This window comes from Butyrivibrio sp. AE2015 (assembly GCF_000420825.1).
Lineage (GTDB): Bacteria > Bacillota > Clostridia > Lachnospirales > Lachnospiraceae > Butyrivibrio.
The window spans coordinates 1-21100 of record NZ_ATVR01000049.1 but is presented as its reverse complement, the minus strand read 5'-3'; the positions used below and the strand labels follow the sequence as shown (position 1 = coordinate 21100).

Below are 21100 nucleotides of genomic sequence, written 5' to 3'. Positions count from 1 at the left end.
CCATTTTGTTTTTGCAAAAAGCAAAATGGCCCACTAACCCCGTCCCCCAGGGCCACCCACCACCACCCCCAAGGGCCACCCACCACACACCCAAGGGCCACACACCACGCACACCCAAGGGCCACTCTTTTGCTCTACACTGCTTCCTTCATTTTCCGTACGTACTCTCCAACAACCTTGGGCGCATCTTTTCCATGCTCTTTAATGAGCTTTATAATTGCGGAACCTACAATTGCGCCGTCTGAAACAGATGCCATTTTGGCAGCCTGCTCAGGAGTCGATATTCCAAAGCCTATGGCGCATGGAACGTCAGTGTTGTCCCTGATGACTTTAACTATTGACGCAAGGTCAGTTGTTATCTCTGTTCTTGTTCCTGTTACTCCAAGGCTTGATACAAGGTAAATATAGCCCTTTGCCTCTTTGGCGATCATTGATATCCTATCTGCAGATGTAGGAGCAATAAGGGAAACAAGGTCAACATCATATTTATCACACAAGTCTATAAACTCGCCCTTCTCTTCAAAAGGAATATCCGGAAGGACAAGACCGTCAATCCCTACTTCCCTGCATTTTGATATGAATCTTTCAGCCCCATAGGAGTAGACTACATTGGCATAGGTCATGAAAGTCATAGGCACGCTGACCTTTTCTCTTACCTCTTTTACCATGTCGAATATCTTGTCTGTAGTAGTTCCTGCTAAAAGAGCTCTCACATTAGCCTCCTGGATTACAGGCCCCTCTGCTGTTGGATCTGAAAAAGGAATTCCAAGCTCAATAAGGTCAGCGCCTGCATTTACCATTTCATATATGCATGCCTTGGTAGTCTCAAGATCAGGATCTCCACAAGTTATAAACGGAATAAATGCCTTTCCGTTTTCAAAAGCTTTTTTTATGTTACTCATTGATATCCTCCCCTCTGTAGCGGGCGATTGCTGCGCAGTCCTTATCGCCTCTTCCTGAAATTGTTATCACTATTATCTTGTCCTGTGAAAGCTCTTTTGCCAGCTTCATTCCGTGAGCTACAGCGTGTGAAGATTCTATGGCCGGAATGATGCCTTCAGTTTTTGACATGTATTCAAAGGCATTAACTGCTTCATCGTCTGTAACTGGCACATACTCTGCTCTTCCAATATCGTGAAGGTAAGCATGCTCAGGGCCAACTCCCGGATAATCAAGTCCTGCAGAGATAGAATAAACAGGAGCTATCTGTCCATACTCGTCCTGGCAGAAATATGACTTCATTCCGTGGAAAATGCCTTCTCTTCCTGTAGCTATGGTAGCTGCAGTTTCAAAAGTATCAATTCCTCTTCCGGCAGCCTCGCAGCCAATAAGCCTTACCTCTTTATCCTCTATGAAATTGTAAAAAGATCCGATGGCATTTGAGCCGCCTCCGACACAGGCTACAACAGCATCAGGAAGTCTTCCCTCCTTTTCAAGCATCTGCTCTTTTATTTCTTTGGAAATAACCGCCTGAAAATCTCTTACAATAGTTGGGAAAGGATGTGGTCCCATAACTGAACCAAGGCAGTAATGTGTATCATCAATTCGTCTTGTCCACTCTCTCATTGCCTCAGAAACCGCATCCTTCAAGGTTGCAGTTCCTGTTGTAACAGGCACGACTTCTGCGCCTAAGAGTTTCATTTTGTAGACGTTGAGTGCCTGCCTCTTTGTGTCCTCTTCTCCCATGAATACTACACATTCCATCCCCATAAGGGCTGCGGCTGTGGCAGTTGCAACGCCATGCTGACCTGCGCCTGTCTCTGCTATAAGTCTTGTCTTACCCATCTTTTTGGCAAGAAGCGCCTGACCTAAAACATTGTTGATCTTATGGGCGCCGGTGTGATTTAAATCTTCTCTCTTTAGATAGATTTTTGCTCCGCCCAGGTCCTTTGTCATTTTCTCAGCATAGTAAAGCCTTGAAGGGCGGCCTGCATACTCATTTAAGAGTTCTGTCAATTCCCTGTTAAACTCAGGATCGTACTTAAATCTGTTGTATGCATTTTCAAGTTCAATTACCGCATTCATCAAAGTCTCAGGAATATACTGACCTCCGTGAACTCCAAATCTTCCCTTTGTATTTTCCATTGTCTACTCCTCATTTTCTTTTCACATCTGCGCTGCAAGTCTTACATTTGCTACAAAGCTCCCCATTTTGGAAGCATCCTTATGTCCGTCCGTCTCTATTCCAGAGCTCACATCAACTCCGAAAGGATTTATCCTATGTACCACTTCTTTGACGTTTTCAGGAAAAAGACCTCCCGCCAAGAAGAATGGTCTGTTAACATTTTTAAGTAGCTCCCAGTCAAAGTTCTTCCCTTCTCCGAGCCCTGCATCTAAGAGCACGTAGTCCGCTATGCTTTCATTTGCAAGTTGGATATCCTCTTCGTTTCTTACAATAAACGCCTTGATTATAGGCTTATCTGTATGGAGCCTCAAATGTCTTATATAGCTCTCATTTTCATGACCATGAAGCTGTATCACATCTATGATCTTTTCATTAACAAGCCTTATTACTTCATCAGGATTCTCATCTACAAAAACGCCAACTGCCTTTATATCTTTGTTTAGATCATCCTTAAGGTTCCTCGCTGTCTCAGGATCAACATAGCGCTTACTCTTTTCCCAGAACACAAACCCGATATAATCAGGTTTAAATATATTTGCGGAAGTAATGTCTTCCTTCTTTTTTAGTCCGCAAAGTTTAATCTTAGTCATTTTTCTTCTCTCTTCAGGCTCCTTTAAGTGTCGCCAAAGCCTTACTTTTATCTTCTGCCCTCATAAGTGTTTCACCTACAAGGACTGCATCTGCCCCTATTTCCTTAAGCGCTTTTATGTCTTCATTTGACTTAATGCCGCTTTCTGAAACAAAGACCAGATCTTTGGGAACCATGTCCCTTAATCTTTTTCCAAGACTTATATCAACGCTGAAGTCCTTCAGATTTCTGTTATTCACACCAATGATCCGGGCGCCTGCCTTAAGGGCTGTCTCAATTTCTTTTTCGTCGTGGCACTCAACGATTGCTGAAATACCAAGTTCATCACAGATATTCAAGTACTCTTTTATCTGGCTTTCAGAAAGTATTGATACTATCAAAAGAACTGCTGATGCCCCTAAAATCCTGGCTTCATAGATCATGTACTCATCAACTGTAAAGTCCTTTCGAATGATTGGAATACTGACCTTCTCTGATATCTCTTTCAGATACTCATTCTTCCCAAGAAACCACTTGGGCTCAGTCAGGACAGATATCGCGTCTGCCCCGGCCTTCTCATAGTCCATGGCTATCTGAACGTAAGGAAACTCCTCTGCTATTATTCCCTTTGAGGGAGATGCCTTTTTACATTCGCAGATAAAAGAAATTCCATCTTTTTTCAGTGCCTTCTCAAAAGAAAAATCTCCCTTTGGAAGTGACAGCGCCATCTTTTTTACTTCATCAAATGGCCTTACCCTTTTTTCTTCTTCAATTCTTGTCTTTGTGTACTCTGCAATTTCTTCTAAGATATTCATTTTGGGCTCCCGGTTCATTGCTGTTTTTCTTTATCTGTTGCTGACTTCTATGATCTTATTAAGTGTTTCTTTTGCCTTACCTGAATCAATTATGTCGGCTGCAAGCTTTACTCCATCTGCCATGGACTGTGCCTTTCCTCCGATATAAAGAGCCGCACCTGCATTTAAGAGGACTGCATTTCTCTTGTGCCCCTTAACTCCGCTTAAGATATCAAGAGTGATCTTGGCATTTTCCTGTGGTGTTCCGCCCTTGAGATCATTTTTATCGCAAGTCTCAAAGCCGAAGTCTTCAGGCTTTATGGTAAATGTCTTATACCATCCATCATTTATCTCACAAATCTTGGTTGGAGCTGAAAGTGAGATCTCATCGAGCTTGTCCATTCCATATACAACCATTCCGCGCTTGATGCCAAGGTTTACAAGTACCTGCGCCAGAGGCTCAACAAGATAGTCGTCATATACTCCAAGAAGCTGCATCTTAGGTGATGCCGGATTAGTCAAAGGTCCAAGGATATTGAACACTGTTCTGAAGCCAAGTTCCTTTCTGATAGCACCAACATACTTCATTGATGTGTGGTACTTTTGAGCAAAGAAGAAGCACATTCCTGCCTCTTTTAAAAGCTCAATACACTTGTCAGGACTCTGATCGATATTAACTCCAAGTGCTTCAAGGCAGTCTGCAGTTCCGCACAGTGATGACGCTGCTCTGTTTCCGTGCTTTGCAACCTTGATTCCGGCTGCTGCTGCAATGATGGCTGTTGTAGTAGAGATGTTAAAGCTTCCTGCATTGTCTCCACCTGTCCCTACGATCTCGAGCACGTCCATACCTGTATCAACTCTTGTAGCATGATCTCTCATGGCTGCAGCACAACCTGCAATCTCATCAGTTGTCTCTGCCCTTGCGCTCTTAGTAGAAAGAGCTGCAAGAAAAGCCGCATTCTGAGTAGGTGTAGTCTCACCACTCATGATCTCATTAATTACTGAGTAGGCTTCGTCATAAGATAAGTCCTCTTTGTTTACGATTTTTACGATTGCTTCTTTGATCATTTTGCATTCTCCTCTCGTTGCCTCTGCCAAGGGCTCTGCTTTACACAAAAAAAGTCCTTGACAGAAAAATCTATTGTTTTCTGTCAAGGACGAATATTTATACACTATCCGCGGTGCCACCTTGATTCACGAAAATGACTTCGTGCTCTTGCAGGATACCTACATATCCCCGACTACTAACGTAAGCCTCACGTCACGGATACTAGAGAAACTAGTTTCTTTTTCCCCATGCCCTCAGCGGCCCATATAAGGACAAGTGCTCATCCACGCGCCCCGCGACCATCCGGCTTCCACCATCCCGGACTCTCTGGAAAGATAATTCTTTCGGTGCAAAATGCGCTTTTTCTTCCGCTTCACTGGTTTAAATTATTAAATTGATAAAATATTACTACGATTGTTCCTACGCGTCAATGCATTTTTATAAAAAAGTCTGAAAACTTTTTACTCATTACCAAAAAGATCTCTTGTGTATACCTTATCCACTACATCTGCAAGGTCTGGTGTGATCCTGTTCGCGATTATGTAATCGCATTCTTTCTTAAAGGTCGCAAGGTCTCTTTCAACCTTAGAGTTAAAGAACAGATCATCCTTAAGCGTTGGCTCATAAACCACGCACTCAATGCCCCTGGATTTGATTCTCTTCATGATTCCCTGAATAGCTGACTGTCTGAAGTTATCTGAGCCTGCTTTCATGGTAAGTCTGTAAACGCCAACCTTTTTTGGCTGAAGAGCCCATATTCTGTCAGCTATGAAATCTTTTCTGGTTCTGTTGGCCTCAACTATCGCGCTGATAAGGTTATTAGGAACATCTTCATAGTTGGCAAGCAGCTGCTTGGTATCCTTTGGAAGACAGTATCCACCGTAACCAAAAGAAGGGTTGTTATAGAAATTGCCAATTCTGGGATCAAGGCAGACACCATCGATGATATTTCTGGTGTTGAGTCCTCTCACCTCTGCATATGTGTCAAGCTCATTAAAGTATGAAACACGAAGAGCAAGGAATGTATTGGCAAAAAGCTTAACACATTCTGCCTCAGTAGTATTCATGAACAGGGTCTGAACGTCTTCTTTAAGAGCGCCCTGTTTAAGCATTCCTGCAAAAAGATGAGCCTTCTGCTCCGCTTCCTCACTGTCTGTGTTATAACCCACAATGATCCTTGATGGATAGAGGTTGTCATACAAAGCATGTCCCTCTCTTAAAAACTCAGGTGAGAACATGATATGGTCTGTGTTAAACTCCTCCATGAGCTCCTCTGTATATCCTACAGGGATAGTTGATTTGATGACTATATAAGCATCCGGATTTTCTTTTCTTACCTGCTCAACAACTGACAAAACTGATGATGTATCAAAGTAATTCATCTTTTCATCGTAATTTGTAGGCGTAGATACAATTACAAAATCAGCTCCGTCATAAGCAGATGACGCATCAGTTGTAGCAAAAAGATTAAGAGTTTTAGTAGCAAGGTACTCCTCTATCTCCTTGTCTACTATAGGTGATTTTCTGTTGTTGACCATATCGACTTTTTCCTGAATTACGTCAACAGCAACAACTTCATTGTATTGTGATAATAAAATGGAATTAGAAAGGCCTACATAGCCTGTTCCAACTACTGCAATTTTCATTTTGATCTCCTTAAAAATGTTATGCTCACAAATATAAAAGCAGCTCCTATTATACACCAGCGGCCCATTCATTACAATTTCACTTATCACGATAAATAGTGTATAATGAATCATATAAAAAGATGCGTTATTTCATTCTCATACCAATATACGGGGGTAATTATGGAAGAAAAAAGACGTAGTAGAAGACTTGACCTTACCGGCGAAATTATCATTAAAGAAGTAGGCGGACCAGATAATGGAGAGACAGTGGATATCAGGATCACTGACGCATCAAGTGTCGGCGTAGGTTTTGTTACAGACAAACAGCTTGCCATCGGCGACAACTATGAAGCTAATCTGGCCATTTGGACAAAAGAAGTCCTGCATGTATTTATAAAAATCGTCAGAGCCAATGTTGATGAAGATGGCTACCATTATGGCGGATTGTTCATCGGAATGCCTGAGGATCTTAAGCAGCGTATCGATGTCTATGAGATCGTAGAGGACGAAAAAGCAAAGCTGGGCAAATAAATAAAACAAAACCCTTGTTTACCTGAAACCTGGTTATGGTCACGGTAAATAAGGGTTTTTTATTTTACTTATATGCTTCAAGCTTTTTGACAAAAGCTTTTCCCATCTCGCTAAGCTCACTGCCTTTTCTGGTTATATATCCAAAAGTGAGTTTCTCTTCCTCTTTTAACTTAACTGCAGTAAGTTCAGAATCATTTAAGCTGTCTCCAAGCATTGCCGCACCTACAGCATAGCCGTTAAGTCCAAGCATAAGCTCGATCGAAGTAGCTCTTTCATTGGTGCTGATAACCTTTTTGTAATCGTAGGTAGCAAGTGCCTCTTCCCTGTAGTAAAAAGAAGTATTGTCTCCCTGATCAAATACCATACATGGATAATCCTGCAACTGTTCGAGGGATATCTCATTTTCAGAAGCAAGCGGATGGTCCTTACGAAGATATACATATGTATCTCTTGTAAAAAGATCATGGAACTCAATTGAGGCATCTGCAAAAACTTTTTTGAAAGTATTCTTGTTAAAATCTGAGAGAGCTATAACGCCAACTTCGCTCTTTAATGTCTTAACATCTTCAATTACTTCGCTGGTCTGTGTCTCTTTTATTGAATACTGGTACTCCTCAAGATCAAACTCCTTTACTGTGTCAATAAAAGCGTTTACAGCTATTGTGTAATGCTGCATTGATACTGCAAAGGTCTGCCTGTGGCTGCCTGCATTCAGATATTTATTTTCAACCTTCTCAAACTGCTCAACAGCATTCCTTGCATAAGCAATAAAAGATGAACCTGCTGCCGTTGTAACCACTCCGTTATGTACTCTCTCAAAGATCTGAATACCAATTTCGCTCTCTAAGTCCCTTACAGCACTTGAAAGTCCCGGCTGCGATACATAGAGCCTGTCTGCTGCTTTTCTCATGGAGCACTCTTCGTCAATAGCGATCACATATTTTAGCTGTAGTATGGTCATATACATTACTCCTTTAAAGTATAAAAGTACTGCTATATCATACCACAATCATTCTATGTCACAACATATTTTTTTAAAATTTGAACTTATTTACTTCGCCGTCAAGCTGCTGAGCGATATTGGCATTTTCATTTACAACTTCTCTGTTCTGGTTCATGTTATCTGACATCTCAGATACAGCACCTGCAACATCGCTGATTCCTCTTGCACTCTCATCTACTGCTGTAGATACGTCATCCATAGCGTCAGATACAATGTTCATTGAGCTCTCGATATTCTGTGAAGCCATCTCCATTGTCTTTAACATTTCAGATATCTTTTTAGCATCTTCCTGATACTGGATTCCAGTGTCCATAAGCTGAAGATATCCGTCAACTGTCTTCTCACGGACAAATTCGACCATCTTTGTTGCTTCTTCAGTAAGTTCTTTTACTGTGCTGATAACTTCATCAGATATTTTTTGGATCTTTTTAGCTGTATCTGCAGAATTAGTAGCAAGTGAGCTTATCTCTCCTGCAACTACAGCAAAGCCTTTTCCGTGCTCTCCTGCTCTTGCAGCTTCAATGCTGGCATTGAGGGACAAAAGATTTGTCTGTGAAGCGATCTCAAGAATTGTCTGAGTAAGACCGCTTATACCCTCAACAGCCTTTGACTTCTCAATCTTGGCATTCAGATTGTCTGCCATGTTATCAGCTGCTTCCTTGGCAAGGTTAGTCTCTTCCTCTGCGTGCTGTCTCATTTCCATAGCGCGCTGCTCCATATGACCTGCGTAATCAGTTCCTTCACGGACACTTGAATACATTCCCTGAACGTCTTCTTTGATCTTGCTGGTTGATCCCTGAACCTGCTGGAGAGACGCTGATGTTTCTTCCATTGCAGCACTCATCTCTTCCATGGTTGCAGATACAGTGTCAAGCTGATCATTTGTCTTTATTGTTGTATCAAGGGCTGTATCAACAGAGCCTGAAAGCTTGCTTGAGCTTGTATAGATTGAACTTACAACGTCCCTTATGTACTCAAGAAGGCTGTTTATGCCATCTGCAATATCAGTAACTTCGTCGTTTCCTTTGATCTCAATCTTCTGTGTAAGATCGCCGTCATTGCTTACAAGGTCATTTATCTTTCTCTCTACCTTGTTAAGACCACTTACAATTCCGCCTGCCATGAGAATAGAAACGAGGGCAGAAACTGCAGAAAGAATAATTCCAATAATAATTATGGTCCTTACTATAGCGTTAAGTGAATCAACCAGTTCATCAACGATATAGTCAACTCCAAGAATACCAACTGTTTCTCCTGCTTTATTAAAAATAGGAGCATAAGCTGTAATGTAGTGAGCTCCTGATGAAGCTTTCTTTATATCTGTTGATACATATCCGTCAGAAGTCAGAGCCTTATTCATTCCATCCTGGAATGCGCTTTCAACTCCTGCTCCAATAGCAATGCCGTCTGAAACAGGTCTTGAAAGATAAACAAGACTACCATCTCTTGTTCCCGCTGTATAGATGGAACTTATATTTGCTGAACTAACCACCTGGGCCATATCCTCAAGCATTACCGTGTTGGCATAGCTGTCGTCAGCGCCTGTATCCAAAAGGCTAAGCAGATTACCGTTGAGCTGTTTTGCAGCTATCTGTGTTACAGCAAGAGTATCTTCAGATGCGCTCTTTACATAGCTGTTATGTACGAAACGATAAATTGTAATGCCCATTACTGTGCATGTAATGATGTTTATCATGATACTCATGATTATTATCTTTAATCTGATACTAAATCTCATTCCTCTATTGTTTTCCATTTTTATCTCCTCATTCTGCATTGAGCGAATCAACAATGGCCTGAGACATATATGCGCCATTTGCCGCCACAAACTCTGAATATGCAGACTCTATTTCAGCTCCGTCAACTACAACTTTTTTTATCAGTTCTTTCTTAAGTGCCATAAGATCTTCATTGTAAAGAGAATAGGCATCAGTACTATATGGAAGATCTGCCATTTTGCTATTGTTATTAAATACGCTAAGAGCATTAGCCTGATCCGGTGTTATGCTATCTTTACCCGGATCCTCTGTAAGCGGTACAGTTGCAAGAAGATGGTCTATATGGTTCTTGGTAAAGCTGTCTGATATTGGACTGTAGGTCCAAAGCTCTTCCATTTCGCCACCATCATTCATAGTTTCCAAAAAGTACTTGAAAACTCCGGATGGATTATCACATGCTGATGTAATGCACCACACAGGCGCTACTCGCTCAAGATACTGCTTTGTTTCAGCAAGTGGCTCCATAGCTACAAGCTCTCCATTTACTCCGGCTTCAACGAGCTTTCCTGATAAGGTCTTTGCCCAGGTTCCTGCCCAATAAGTAAATACACCATACTCATTTGCATAGTATTTGTCTCTGCAGTTACCTGTTCCGTTATCAGCTATATCCTTGTCTATATATCCCTTTGAATATGCATCCTGAAGGCGCAAAAGAGCTGCTTTCATAGGCTCTTCCATAAAACCATCGCTCCAGGTTCCATCCTCTTTTTGGTAGAAAGAAGGATAGGCATCCTGATAAAACTCAGGAAGATAGTTAACATACGGCGCCTCATTATTGATGATTCCTGCGGCAGAAACACCATAAGTATTTCCGTTTATTCCATCTCCGTCAGGATCACCTTCGGAAAAGGCCTTTAACATATCCATGTATTCGCTAAAATTAGTTGGTACCGAAAGTCCTGTATTATCAAGCCATGCCTTCTTGATATAGGTAACGCACCCATTTCCCCTTGTTGGAGAAAAGCCGTAGAGCTTGCCATTTATTCTGATACCATCAACAAGGCTTTCATTTCCTGCTTCTTTTACCCTCTGTTCAAGCTCCGATCCTGAATAAAAAGGTGTGATATCCGCAAGCATTTCCTCTGCTGCGTATTTGGTATAGTAATTTGAACTTAAAAGGACAACATCCGGAAGATCTCCACTTTCAAATGCCTTTGCAACTTCTTCGTAGTACACGTCATGCTCCGGCTGGATTATTTCAAGATCGATCCCTGTGAGGTCCTCCCACTTTTTTTCAAATTCATCACGCCCGTTTTCCGGGGTTATTAAAGTTCCATCAACCATAACTTTGATTGATGAAGGCTTTGTAGCGTCATTTGTAACTTCGCTTATTACGTCACTTTCACTTAAGCCGGTCTTTGCTGTTACAGCTGCGCCATTTGCCTGTCCACAGGCACTGAGCAAAAGAGCTGACATACTAATAGCTCCAAGGCCCATAGATAGCTTTCTGTTCATAATTCCTCCAATAAAATAATTAAACAAACATAAACTTTTTATGATTTTTTGGTTAAAACAGAAGTCATTATATCATTTATTATATTTTATGCAATATAGTTTTTAACAATACTTTATTTCAAAAAATTAAGCAGTTTCCGAAATAAAAATACCGGGAGGAATCAAATGTCCTCCCGGTATAGTGTCTACTATATTCAGATTGCAAAAACTCTTGTCAGCTCTGCTTTCAGGTCCCGTATGCCTTCAATACCTACTGAAAGTCTGAGCACTCTGTCGTTTATTCCATTTTTTTCCAAAAGCTCTTTTGGCACATCTGCATGGGTCTGGGTAATAGGATAAGTTATCAGAGTTTCCGTTCCCCCAAGACTCTCAGCAAAGTAAATTAGCTGAACATTATTAAGTATCTTTTTGGCAAATTCTGCTGAGTCCACCTCAAAGGTAAGCATTGCTCCAAAGCCCCTTGCCTGCTTTTTCATGATCTCATATCCCGGATGTTCTGGAAGTCCCGGATAAATAACCCTTGTGACATGATCCTGTTCCTTTAGAAACTGCGCAAGTTCAAGGGCATTCTGCTGCGCTCTGTCAAGTCTTACCGCCAAAGTCCTGATACCGCGAAGGATCAGCCAGCTGTCAAAGGGTGAAAGGCCGGCACCTGTTGTCTTATAGATAAAGCGAAGTCTCTCATCAAGTTCCTCGTCCTTAACAACAACAAAACCTCCAATAGTATCGTGATGCCCTCCAAGGAACTTGGTTCCTGAATGAACAACAATGTCCGCCCCGAGATTAAGAGGATTTTGGAAATAAGGAGACAAAAATGTATTGTCTACTATAAGAAGAAGGCCATGTTCCTTAGTAATCTTTGAAAGCTTCCTGATATCAGTAACATTCATCATAGGATTGGTTGGCGTCTCAAGATATACTGCCTTTGTATTCTCAGTTATATAAGGTGTGATATCCTCGGTACTTAAACTTATTGCAGTATAAGTGAGCCCGTTCTTTTTGCTGATCTCGTTAAAAAGTCTGATGCTTCCTCCATAGAGATCCTCATCAATAATAAAGTGATCTCCCGGCTTAAAAAGCTCCATAACAGTAGCAATTGCTGCCATTCCGCTAGAAAAAGCCAGTGCATCTTTTCCATTTTCAAGATATGCAACAATCGACTCAAGCTGCTGCCTTGTAGGATTCTGCATTCTGGTATAATCATAGCCTGTGCTCTGCCCAAATCCGTCATGGGCAAAAGTTGCCGTCTGATAGATTGGATAGCTTATAGCTCCCCATTTGTCCATAAGATTTCTGTCAAGCTGCTGGCACTTAGTCTCTATGCTGCATCTAACTTCTGTACATTTGTTACAACCACTACAATCCATTTTTTCATATCCTCTCATTAAAATATCCGGCAATAGCATTATGCTTTTTTGTGCTTATCTACTGCCTTATATAACTGCCAAAGAGCCTGTTCAAGCACTGACCTTGGGCATGCTATATTTATTCTTTCAAAAAGAGCTGTCTCTTTTCCAAAGATCGCTCCGGAGTCAAGCCATAACTTTGCTTCATCAACTATAAGCTTTTCAAGTTCTTTTGGGTCATCTGTAATACCTGAAAAATCGAGCCATACAAGGTAAGTTCCTTCCGGTTCAATGAGCTTAACCTCCGGAAGATTCTCTTTTAAAAAGCTTCTTAGATAATTGACATTTCCTTCAAGGTAACAGACAAGCTCATCAAGCCACTCCTCGCCCTTTGTATATGCAGAAACTGTTGCTGTCATTGCAAGGACATTTCCCTGACTATAGCCTGCTGCCTCGTTTTCTCTTTTGAAAACAGCTCTGGTCTCTTCATCCGGAATAATTATATTAGCAAGCTGAAGTCCTGCTATATTGAAAGTTTTACTTGGGGCAGTTCCCAAAATGAGACGCTTTGTATACTCCTTGCCAAGTGTGATGTAGGAAACATGCTTATGACCACTATACACAAAGTCTGAATGTATTTCATCAGAAAAAACATATATATTTCTTTTAAGGCAAATATCTGCAATTCTTTGCAGTTCTTCTTTTGTCCAGACTCTTCCAACAGGATTGTGAGGACTGCAAAGAATAAACATCTTTACATTCTCTGAAACTATCTTTTTTTCAAAGTCATCAAAATCAATCTCATAGTGCCCGTCTTTATATAAAAGCTGGTTGTTGACCACTTTTCGGCCATTTAAAGCTATTGATTCCATAAAAGGATAATAAACAGGCTGCTGAATAAGGACAGCATCCCCAGGCTTAGTGAAAGCCCTTATGGCAAGTGAAATGGAATGAACCATGCCAGGTTCTATGGTATTCCAGTCATCCTCTATTACAAAGCCATGTCTTTTTTCAAACCAGTGTCTTAGTGAAGCTTTATAATCATCCTTAGGATCTGTGTATCCGAATATCCCATGCGCTACTCTTTTCTGAATATCCGAAAGTATCTCTTCAGGAAGCTTAAAATCCATATCTGCAACCCACAGTGGAAGCAGATCATCCCTTCCTTTTCTCTCCGGTCCAAAATCAAACTTAAGGCTGCTTGTGCCTCTTCTTGCTATTATTTCATCAAAGTTATATTTTCCCATGCGCTCTTTTTACCATTTCTGATTATGATTATTGCTCCGAAGCAAATGAGCCTCGGAGCAATATTTGAAAGAAGATTATTATGAAGCAAAACCATTAGTCGGCAAATAATGGTGTTGACAAGTATCTGTCACCGGAATCAGGTAAAAGAACTACGATATTCTTTCCCTTGTTTTCTTCCCTGTTTGCTAATATTGTAGCAGCCTTAAGTGCTGCGCCTGATGAAATACCAACAAGGATTCCTTCTGAAACTGCAAAGCTCTTGCCTTCTGCAAAAGCATCATCGTTATCGATTGCAATTACTTCATCGTAAACTTTTGTGTTAAGTGTATCAGGAACAAATCCTGCGCCAATTCCCTGAATCTTGTGTGCACCGGCCTCACCCTTTGAAAGTACAGGGCTTGTAGCTGGCTCTACAGCAACAATTTTCACATCAGGATTCTGCTCTTTTAAGTATTCGCCTACACCTGTAATTGTTCCGCCTGTGCCTACACCTGCTACGAAGATGTCTACTTTTCCGTCTGTCTGCTTCCAGATCTCAGGACCTGTTGTAGCCTTATGGACTGCTGGGTTTGCAGGGTTTACAAACTGTCCAAGAATGATTGAACCTTCGATCTGACCGTTTAATTCATCAGCCTTTGCAATGGCTCCCTTCATACCCTTTGCGCCTTCTGTAAGAACGATTTCTGCGCCATAAGCCTTAAGAAGATTTCTTCTCTCTACGCTCATTGTATCAGGAAGTGTAAGGATTGCTCTGTATCCCTTTGCTGCTGCAACTGCTGCAAGACCGATTCCGGTATTTCCTGAAGTAGGCTCAATGATTGTAGCTCCTGGTTTAAGCTTTCCGCTCTTTTCAGCATCTTCGATCATGCTAAGAGCAACTCTGTCTTTTACTGATCCGGCTGGATTTAAGTATTCAAGCTTGGCAAGAAGTGTTGCGTTTGTAGCTCCTGCCTTTTTGCTGTAATTGTTAAGTTTAAGAAGTGGTGTTCCCCCAATGAGTTCTAATGCGCTTTCTTTGATGTCTGCCATGATGATTTCCTCCATATATTCTTAATGTATTTGTGTTCTTTGTTTGCTTTGATAAATTGATATTAGCACAGAAAAAAATAAAGTGAAATTAAACAAAGGTTATAGGCAGGGTTAAAGGTTACTTATCATCCCGGATCAGCTTCCTTATCAACTGCCTGTTGATCTGTAATGTCTCATGGCTAAATGGAAAAGTGCCGTCATCACCGCAAAAACTACAGCTCCGGCAAGGGGCGTAACAAAAGCCGTCCAGACAGGCCAGCCATATAACGGTTTATCCAATATCCATGACGCCGGAACATGCATTGTCAGCGCAAATGGCGCAATAACAGTAAAAAGAGCTCTAAGGGGCAAAGGATAAACATCAATTGGATACTGACAGGCGCTTCGACCGCCGTAGGTTATAGCATTTACCAGTTCCACGGATTTTACACTGAAAATAGAAAAGATTGCCTCGATCATAAAAAGTCCCAATATAAGAAGGCAACTCATTGCTATGGATTCAACCAAAGCAAGCACCTTAAGGGGGCTCCAGGCAATTCCTGAAAGATTACTCCCCATAATAAGCGCCGCCACGCCCACTGCTATGCAGGTAATTCTTCTTGGGTCTGTTCCACCGCACAAAACCTGGGTAAGTACTCCTCTTGGCCTTATGAGAAATGTATCAAGTCTCCCAGTCCTTACCATAGAGGGGAAGTCTCCTGTAATTCCTCTTCCAAACAGCTCCGTAAGGTAAAAGGATACAGACATTATCCCGAAAAAGAAATACAGATTTCCTCCGCTCCACCCCTTCAGACTCTCAAATCTGTCAACTATAAGGATGACAACCATCATCTCGCCGCCCTCCATAACAAGCTGCGCGAGGGTCTGCATGATAAAAGAGGACGGATACTGCAGTTGGCTCTTAATCAGCATTACTATTGATTTAAAATATAGTCGTAGTGTATTCATTTTTTCTCCAAACTAAAAACTACTAAGGCTGATATTAGCCTTATCTCAACCTCCCTGAACTATCATGCGTTTCTTGTTTGCATTCCACATAAATACACCAAGCGCAATAAGTATTATCACCCAAAAGGCCTGAATGGCATAGATCCTTAAAGCCTCGTTTGGCATGAAGCTTCCCGTATACAGCCTGATGGGCGCATCAAGGAGCTGTGCATATGGTAAAAAAGTAATAACTTTTTGCCAGCTTTCCGGAAAAAGAGTCAGGGGAAGAAGGTTTCCTGAAAAGGTCATCATCAAAAGATTAAGCAGTCCCTGCATTCCTCTTGGATCAAGGGTCTTCATGGTAAAAGCAACAGTGATATTTTCAAGAGCACAGACGCACAAAAGTCCTAAAAAGAGAGCCGGTATAGCAGCTAAAAATCCAGTTAAAGATGCAGGAAGACTTATTCCCCATCCCTTTGGTAGCAAAGAAGCCATCACCAGCATAGGAACGGCACGCATGATACTTCCCATTAGTTTCTGAGCCATGATCCTGGCATAGTAAAATCCGTACATGTCTACAGGCCTGCACATATCATAGGCTATATCCCCTGATTTTATCTTGTCCACCAGCTCTGAATCAGAAGCCAGCATCATTCTAAAGAAAGCCTGCTGCAACCATACATAAGTTGCAACACTTTCAATAGGCAAAGACTGGGGCTTTCCTGCATAAAGCGCCCTGTAGAGCGCAACCAGAATAAGACCGAAGAACATCTGACAAGCGATTCCTCCGATCATTGCCCCTCTATATTGAAGCTCCATACGAAGCCTCATTTTAAAAACTGTAAAATATGACATGGTCACCCTCTGTTAATTAATTTTTCTTTTTTACAGATCAAGTTCCTTGTACATTGCAGCAATCAGATGATCCGTATTTTCCGGCTGCAAAGTAAGTTCCCGGATATTCCCTGCATCCTGCAGCATTCCCAAAAGGTGTGATGTCGGAAAATCAGATGGATTGTAGCTTAGTTCAATTCCATCTTCAGTCTGTTTCCATTTAACTCCCTCAGGAAGCCTTAAATCCGTAATAGCTCCGTCATATTTAATATTCACATTGCGAACTGTATCGTAACGCTCAAGAAGATCCTGAAGCTTTCCGTCAAATAGTTTTTTACCATGCCCAAGAACCATAACCCTCGAGCACAGTGCCTGAATATCTTCCATGTCATGGGTTGTGAGCATGATGGTTGTACCATACTCTCTGTTTTCCCATTTAAGAAAATCCCTCAGAGAGAGCTTACTTACCGCATCAAGGCCGATTGTCGGCTCATCAAGAAATAAGAGCTCCGGCCTGTGAAGAAGTGACCCGCACAGCTCAGCTCTCATCCTTTGTCCAAGGCTAAGGAGCCTTAAGGGAGTCCTTAAAAGCGGTTCTAGATCAAGGGCTCTAGTCAGCTCTTTTAACCTTGATTCATAATCCCCCTTGGGAATCCTGTATATATCCCTAAGAAGCATATAACTGTCGATTATGGGAACATCCCACCAAAGCTGGCTTCGCTGTCCAAAAACAACTCCTATATTCTTAACGTGACTTTTTCTCTCCTTCCAGGGAACTATACCTCCGACCTTTACATCTCCACCATCCGGCGTAAGGATTCCCGAAAGAATCTTTACCGTGGTTGACTTTCCTGCTCCGTTAGGCCCTATATATCCTACAAGTTCCCCTTTTTCGACAGAAAAAGAAACATCTTTTAGTGCATTCACAATTTCTTTTTCCCTAAAAAGTTTTCCTTTTTCACGTTTCTTTTTTACTGTAAAATCTTTCCTTAAGTTACTAACCTCTATGTAGCTCATAATTGCTCCTTGATGGTGAATGGCTGGTAAGTATCTATTATATACATAGTAAAAGCAGCGTACAATCCAAAATTCGAATCATACGCTGCCAAATATATTCCTGTCAGGGAAATCCTTACTCACAGCAAGACCATATATTATCATGCTATCATCTCTTCAAGCTTTCTGTATACAACGTCAGCAAATATTTTGTGCCCCTCTTGGTCCATATGCTCGTCATCAACAGGGCTTGGTTGAACATAGTCAGATGCTGCAAGAAATCCAGTTCCTCTTTTGCGTGCGATGGTCTCATAGACCTTTTTAAGCTCCTTACTTGTAGTTACAGAATCTGTGTCAAACTCAGGGTCTTTTTCAGGGCGCCATACATCTTCTCCAAGATGGATTGGCGATACCAAAAGAATTTTCTCAGGCTCAACATATTTTTCCAATATATCAAGGCATCTCTCGATTCCCTTTCCGATCACATATGCTGATGCATTGTAAAAGCTCTTACAGTCATTAGTCCCAAGCATGAGAATAACTCCATCCACCGGGTACTGGCTCTCCAAAAGCGGATCAAGTATGCTTACTGCCTTACGTCCCGGGCGAAGCTCATCTTCAAATATGGTAGTTCTTCCGCAAAGCCCCTCTTCTGCAACTCTCACATCACTTATCTTATTTTGAAGAATGCTTGTCCATCGTACTCCCCAGGGATATCTTTCTTTTGTTCTCGAACCGGGAACAAGTCCCCATGTATTGGAATCACCAAATGCCATTATCTGTTTCATATCACTATTCCCCTAAAATCACCATTAACGTTTTCTATAATAATTATCTACTATGTGATTTCTTTTGTATAAGACATGAAACTTATCGGCAGATATAAGCTTTTCTACTCAACAAAAAAGAGGAGCAGCTAAACTGTTCCTCTTTAAGTTTAATATCAGTATTATTCCTATTTACTTATCAGAATTCATATGACATTACATATTCAACCTGATCAGGAGTCTTTATACCCGGATCTTCAATCTTGCATACAGGCTTCCTCATTTCAGATATCATCTGAGTTTCAAAATGATACATTGCAATTCCCATATCAATTTTCTGAAGATCGTAATTGGCTGAAACAAAGCCTTTATCATGGTGCTCATAAAAATGAGCTTTTTTACCATCTATAACAATTCTCCATGGCTGCTTATTTACTGCTGATGGAGCATATTTTACAACTTCAAGATCATCAAAAAGACCATGTGTCTTAGCGTACTGCTCATCAATAGGGGTGTTAAAATCTCCGTCAAAGAAGAGCTCTTTGAAATCAAGTCTTGTATCTGCCTTGACTCCTTTTCTCATAAGTACTTCTTTTACGCCCATTTTCTTGGCTGTAACACCAAGCGGACTTACACATGGCATAACCTCATCCTCTCCAAGATTTGATGCCTCTTCAAATTTTTCTCTTGGCATTGTTCCGCCTATCATGACTGTTCCAAGCCCAAGCTCATGAGCCTTCATCAAAAGCTTTTCAAAACTATAGCCATAAGCTTCCTCTGCATGCTCCTGCTTTTTAACAACAGCACTTATATAGAGCTTTTCACCTGAAAGAACCGGGCTTGAGAGCTTATGCTCAGCAGCATCAAGGAAAATAAATCTTACATCTACTCCGTACGGATTGGAAATAGTCTGCGCAAAAGCCTTAAGTTCTTCAATAACTTTTGCATCAGGCATATTGCCATCGAATGTTCTGACGCTTCTTCTACTCTTTACAAGTTCCACAAAACTTTTCATTTTGAACACACCTCTCTACTAATCTTTTTTCTATCAACATAAAGAATACTGCATTTACTCTTTTTATTGTTTCAAAACACATTTTATACAGCGTTCCCAAGGAGCGCCTCTACTTCTTTTCTCTTTTCGTAAAGAACGCATCCTCCATCATGATCATCCAAAAGAACTCCTTCGCTCTGAAGAGCCTTGAAGAGTTTTGAATTAATCGCCTCTCTAAGAGAAGTATCCTTAACATTTATATCAGAATATGGCGAAAATGGGCATGGCTCTGCACCGCCATGTGAATTGATATGGAAAAATCCTCTTCCTGCAGCGATACAACCGCCTGAGCTCTTCTCATCTCCCGGGAATGAAACAAATACCATCTCCGGATGCTCCACCCTTAGCCCTGCGATTTCTTTTTTCAGATACTCTCTGTCTTCATCTCCTGGTGCCAGATGCTTTGAGTCTTCTGTAACAGGAACAAATTCAACAAAAATAACTGCTTTACATCCCTTATCAGAGAGCATACTTATAAACCTCTCAGAAGAAACATCTTTAAGGTTCTCAGTAGTAACCGTTACAGATGATCCATAGATAAGGCCTCTTTTATTGAGCTCGTCCATATTTGAGACAAGCTTATCATAAACGCCTTCACCTCTTCTGTTGTCAGTGGCATCTTTTTCGCCCTCGATACTCATGATTGGAACAAGATTTCTATTCTTATCAAACATGTCAAAATACTTATCAGCCATGTAAGTTCCATTTGTAAATATAGGGAAAAGAATATTCTGCTTTTTGCCTGCAGCCTCAATCACGCCTTTTCTAAGAAGAGGCTCACCGCCTGCAAGAAGAATAAAGCTGACTCCAAGATCATCCGCTTCATCAAAAACCTTGAGCCAGTCTTCATCAGAAAGCTGCTGAACCGGCTCTGTATCCTCAGTTGCATTATTACATCTGGAATAACAGCCGGCGCAGTGGAGATTACAGCTGCTTGTTATACTGGCAATAAGAAATGGCGGAATATGCTCTCCCTCCTTCTCAAGCCCAGCTCTTTTTTTGGAAGCAGCCTTGGATGCAAGTGCGAACTTTGCCATGTACGCACTTTCTTTAGGATTTTTAAGAGTTGCCTTTATTGCGTCTGAAACAACCCTTTCTACACCTTTTGTCATATATTCCTGGATATTAAAATCATTAGCCATAATACAATCTCCTATCAGAGGACAGCATATCATGTTACTGTCCTCTAACAAATTTAGTAAATAATCAGGTGATTTCAATTATAACACGTTTTACATTTTTTGCAATTTTATTGTTGTCAATGTTTTGGCTCGCTATTATACGCGTGCTTCAATGAAAAAAGGCGATTATACATAAAAAATATAGTTTATGCATTAAACCAGTAAGATTCTCTATACATAAAAAATTTGACACTTACAAATACTCTCCCTTTGTATATGCGTAAGTGAGTTGGATACATAGGGACGATTCAAATAAATTGATCATTGTTACGAATACGTACGCCACCATTGACTGAGCCTGAGTAAAACGCCTTGTCAGCCTTGCCGACGGTGAGGATGATGGGAACAGTAGATTTAATCTCACAGTCGGATTCAGCATTGTAGCGTTTTCCTCAGAACCCGTCAATGGCAGGCACCTTCGGTGTGGCTGGGGATTATTGCCTCAGGCTCTGACTCCGAGAACAATAGGGATGGCTGAAATTGAATCAGCTGGAGACTTGGGATAATGAAAACATAAAGATTTACCTGGCTATAGCATGCTGCGAGAGTTTTTTTTCGATTTTCATGCCTTGTGCAGAGGCTTCTGACATGATTTGGAGATTTTTTGCAAGTATCACATGCTTTGTATAGTGGTTCAGACATGTTGTTAGTGATTTTGACTCAGATACCATGTCTTTGCTTAGTAATTCGACATGCTGTGTCAGATTTTTCTCATAATTTCATGCCTTGAATAGAATCGTTTGGCATGAGATCTGGCATTTATTCTATTATTCATGTCTTGTACATCT

The 21100-nt window shown here is 41.2% G+C and carries 18 protein-coding genes and 1 pseudogene; 1 reads left to right on the top strand and 18 read right to left on the bottom strand.

What is annotated here, in order from left to right; all coding sequences use genetic code 11:
- Positions 1 to 134: 134 nt before the first annotated feature.
- The 6 genes from trpA to G585_RS0115515 all read right to left on the bottom strand — a co-directional run bounded on the left by trpA (position 135) and on the right by G585_RS0115515 (position 6181).
- Positions 135 to 902 (bottom strand): tryptophan synthase subunit alpha, encoded by a 768-nt coding sequence (gene trpA / locus G585_RS0115540; RefSeq protein WP_022776230.1) that lies wholly within the window; start codon positions 900 to 902, stop codon positions 135 to 137.
- Positions 895 to 2085, bottom strand: a complete 1191-nt coding sequence (trpB, locus tag G585_RS0115535) for a tryptophan synthase subunit beta (protein ID WP_026664047.1) — start codon at positions 2083 to 2085, stop codon at positions 895 to 897. Before trpB ends, trpA begins: the two co-directional genes overlap by 8 nt.
- A gap of 21 nt (positions 2086 to 2106) precedes the next feature.
- A complete protein-coding gene (locus tag G585_RS0115530) occupies positions 2107 to 2715 on the bottom strand; it encodes a phosphoribosylanthranilate isomerase (protein ID WP_026664046.1) in 609 nt (202 codons plus the stop codon).
- Positions 2716 to 2728: 13 nt separating this feature from the next.
- Positions 2729 to 3508: an indole-3-glycerol phosphate synthase TrpC gene (trpC, locus tag G585_RS0115525; protein WP_022776229.1), complete on the bottom strand. Its 780-nt coding sequence runs from the start codon at positions 3506 to 3508 to the stop codon at positions 2729 to 2731.
- 30 nt (positions 3509 to 3538) lie between these two features.
- Positions 3539 to 4555, bottom strand: coding sequence for an anthranilate phosphoribosyltransferase (gene trpD, locus G585_RS0115520; RefSeq protein WP_022776227.1), 1017 nt, complete (start codon positions 4553 to 4555; stop codon positions 3539 to 3541).
- Positions 4556 to 4996: 441 nt separating this feature from the next.
- On the bottom strand, positions 4997 to 6181 hold the full coding sequence (locus G585_RS0115515; protein WP_022776226.1) for a nucleotide sugar dehydrogenase: 1185 nt from the start codon (positions 6179 to 6181) through the stop codon (positions 4997 to 4999).
- A gap of 162 nt (positions 6182 to 6343) precedes the next feature.
- On the opposite strand from G585_RS0115515, the gene G585_RS0115510 reads away from it, so the two are divergent.
- Positions 6344 to 6694 carry a PilZ domain-containing protein gene (locus tag G585_RS0115510; protein WP_022776224.1) on the top strand — a complete coding sequence of 117 codons (351 nt, stop codon included), beginning with the start codon at positions 6344 to 6346 and terminating at the stop codon, positions 6692 to 6694.
- A 64-nt stretch (positions 6695 to 6758) separates the two neighbouring features.
- Here G585_RS0115510 and G585_RS0115505 read toward each other — a convergent pair whose 3' ends face one another.
- The 12 genes and pseudogenes from G585_RS0115505 to G585_RS0115450 all read right to left on the bottom strand — a co-directional run bounded on the left by G585_RS0115505 (position 6759) and on the right by G585_RS0115450 (position 20273).
- Complete coding sequence (locus tag G585_RS0115505) at positions 6759 to 7655, bottom strand: LysR family transcriptional regulator (protein ID WP_022776223.1); 897 nt, start codon at positions 7653 to 7655, stop codon at positions 6759 to 6761.
- A gap of 73 nt (positions 7656 to 7728) precedes the next feature.
- Positions 7729 to 9453, bottom strand: coding sequence for a methyl-accepting chemotaxis protein (locus tag G585_RS18450; RefSeq protein ID WP_022776221.1), 1725 nt, complete (start codon positions 9451 to 9453; stop codon positions 7729 to 7731).
- 10 nt (positions 9454 to 9463) lie between these two features.
- Entirely contained in the window at positions 9464 to 10930 is a 1467-nt protein-coding gene (locus G585_RS0115495; protein WP_022776220.1) for an extracellular solute-binding protein, read from the bottom strand.
- Positions 10931 to 11124: 194 nt separating this feature from the next.
- On the bottom strand, positions 11125 to 12297 hold the full coding sequence (locus tag G585_RS0115490; RefSeq protein ID WP_022776218.1) for a trans-sulfuration enzyme family protein: 1173 nt from the start codon (positions 12295 to 12297) through the stop codon (positions 11125 to 11127).
- Positions 12298 to 12335: 38 nt separating this feature from the next.
- Complete coding sequence (locus G585_RS0115485; RefSeq protein ID WP_022776217.1) at positions 12336 to 13523, bottom strand: MalY/PatB family protein; 1188 nt, start codon at positions 13521 to 13523, stop codon at positions 12336 to 12338.
- 94 nt (positions 13524 to 13617) lie between these two features.
- Positions 13618 to 14553: a cysteine synthase A gene (cysK, locus tag G585_RS0115480; RefSeq protein ID WP_022776215.1), complete on the bottom strand. Its 936-nt coding sequence runs from the start codon at positions 14551 to 14553 to the stop codon at positions 13618 to 13620.
- 147 nt (positions 14554 to 14700) lie between these two features.
- Complete coding sequence (locus G585_RS0115475; RefSeq protein ID WP_081644861.1) at positions 14701 to 15501, bottom strand: ABC transporter permease; 801 nt, start codon at positions 15499 to 15501, stop codon at positions 14701 to 14703.
- Between the two features lie 45 nt (positions 15502 to 15546).
- Positions 15547 to 16299, bottom strand: a complete 753-nt coding sequence (locus G585_RS0115470) for an ABC transporter permease (protein ID WP_155827857.1) — start codon at positions 16297 to 16299, stop codon at positions 15547 to 15549.
- A gap of 66 nt (positions 16300 to 16365) precedes the next feature.
- Positions 16366 to 17184: pseudogene (locus G585_RS0115465) on the bottom strand (ABC transporter ATP-binding protein); the annotation flags it as partial.
- A 287-nt stretch (positions 17185 to 17471) separates the two neighbouring features.
- On the bottom strand, positions 17472 to 18098 hold the full coding sequence (locus tag G585_RS0115460) for a GDSL-type esterase/lipase family protein (protein WP_022776209.1): 627 nt from the start codon (positions 18096 to 18098) through the stop codon (positions 17472 to 17474).
- Between the two features lie 178 nt (positions 18099 to 18276).
- The gene (locus G585_RS18445; RefSeq protein ID WP_022776208.1) at positions 18277 to 19092 is read right to left on the bottom strand and encodes a nitroreductase family protein; all 816 of its coding nucleotides are present in this window, start codon (positions 19090 to 19092) and stop codon (positions 18277 to 18279) included.
- An 83-nt stretch (positions 19093 to 19175) separates the two neighbouring features.
- The gene (locus G585_RS0115450) at positions 19176 to 20273 is read right to left on the bottom strand and encodes a radical SAM protein (protein ID WP_022776207.1); all 1098 of its coding nucleotides are present in this window, start codon (positions 20271 to 20273) and stop codon (positions 19176 to 19178) included.
- Positions 20274 to 21100 lie beyond the last annotated feature (827 nt).

Bases quoted from the DNA above. Each gene is read 5' to 3' on its own strand.
- trpA (WP_022776230.1), bottom strand. From the start codon at position 902: ATGAGTAACATAAAAAAAGCTTTTGAAAACGGAAAGGCATTTATTCCG.
- trpB (WP_026664047.1), bottom strand. From the start codon at position 2,085: ATGGAAAATACAAAGGGAAGATTTGGAGTTCACGGAGGTCAGTATATT.
- G585_RS0115530 (WP_026664046.1), bottom strand. From the start codon at position 2,715: ATGACTAAGATTAAACTTTGCGGACTAAAAAAGAAGGAAGACATTACT.
- trpC (WP_022776229.1), bottom strand. From the start codon at position 3,508: ATGAATATCTTAGAAGAAATTGCAGAGTACACAAAGACAAGAATTGAA.
- trpD (WP_022776227.1), bottom strand. From the start codon at position 4,555: ATGATCAAAGAAGCAATCGTAAAAATCGTAAACAAAGAGGACTTATCT.
- G585_RS0115515 (WP_022776226.1), bottom strand. From the start codon at position 6,181: ATGAAAATTGCAGTAGTTGGAACAGGCTATGTAGGCCTTTCTAATTCC.
- G585_RS0115510 (WP_022776224.1), top strand. From the start codon at position 6,344: ATGGAAGAAAAAAGACGTAGTAGAAGACTTGACCTTACCGGCGAAATT.
- G585_RS0115505 (WP_022776223.1), bottom strand. From the start codon at position 7,655: ATGACCATACTACAGCTAAAATATGTGATCGCTATTGACGAAGAGTGC.
- G585_RS18450 (WP_022776221.1), bottom strand. From the start codon at position 9,453: ATGGAAAACAATAGAGGAATGAGATTTAGTATCAGATTAAAGATAATA.
- G585_RS0115495 (WP_022776220.1), bottom strand. From the start codon at position 10,930: ATGAACAGAAAGCTATCTATGGGCCTTGGAGCTATTAGTATGTCAGCT.
- G585_RS0115490 (WP_022776218.1), bottom strand. From the start codon at position 12,297: ATGGATTGTAGTGGTTGTAACAAATGTACAGAAGTTAGATGCAGCATA.
- G585_RS0115485 (WP_022776217.1), bottom strand. From the start codon at position 13,523: ATGGGAAAATATAACTTTGATGAAATAATAGCAAGAAGAGGCACAAGC.
- cysK (WP_022776215.1), bottom strand. From the start codon at position 14,553: ATGGCAGACATCAAAGAAAGCGCATTAGAACTCATTGGGGGAACACCA.
- G585_RS0115475 (WP_081644861.1), bottom strand. From the start codon at position 15,501: ATGAATACACTACGACTATATTTTAAATCAATAGTAATGCTGATTAAG.
- G585_RS0115470 (WP_155827857.1), bottom strand. From the start codon at position 16,299: ATGGAGCTTCAATATAGAGGGGCAATGATCGGAGGAATCGCTTGTCAG.
- G585_RS0115460 (WP_022776209.1), bottom strand. From the start codon at position 18,098: ATGAAACAGATAATGGCATTTGGTGATTCCAATACATGGGGACTTGTT.
- G585_RS18445 (WP_022776208.1), bottom strand. From the start codon at position 19,092: ATGAAAAGTTTTGTGGAACTTGTAAAGAGTAGAAGAAGCGTCAGAACA.
- G585_RS0115450 (WP_022776207.1), bottom strand. From the start codon at position 20,273: ATGGCTAATGATTTTAATATCCAGGAATATATGACAAAAGGTGTAGAA.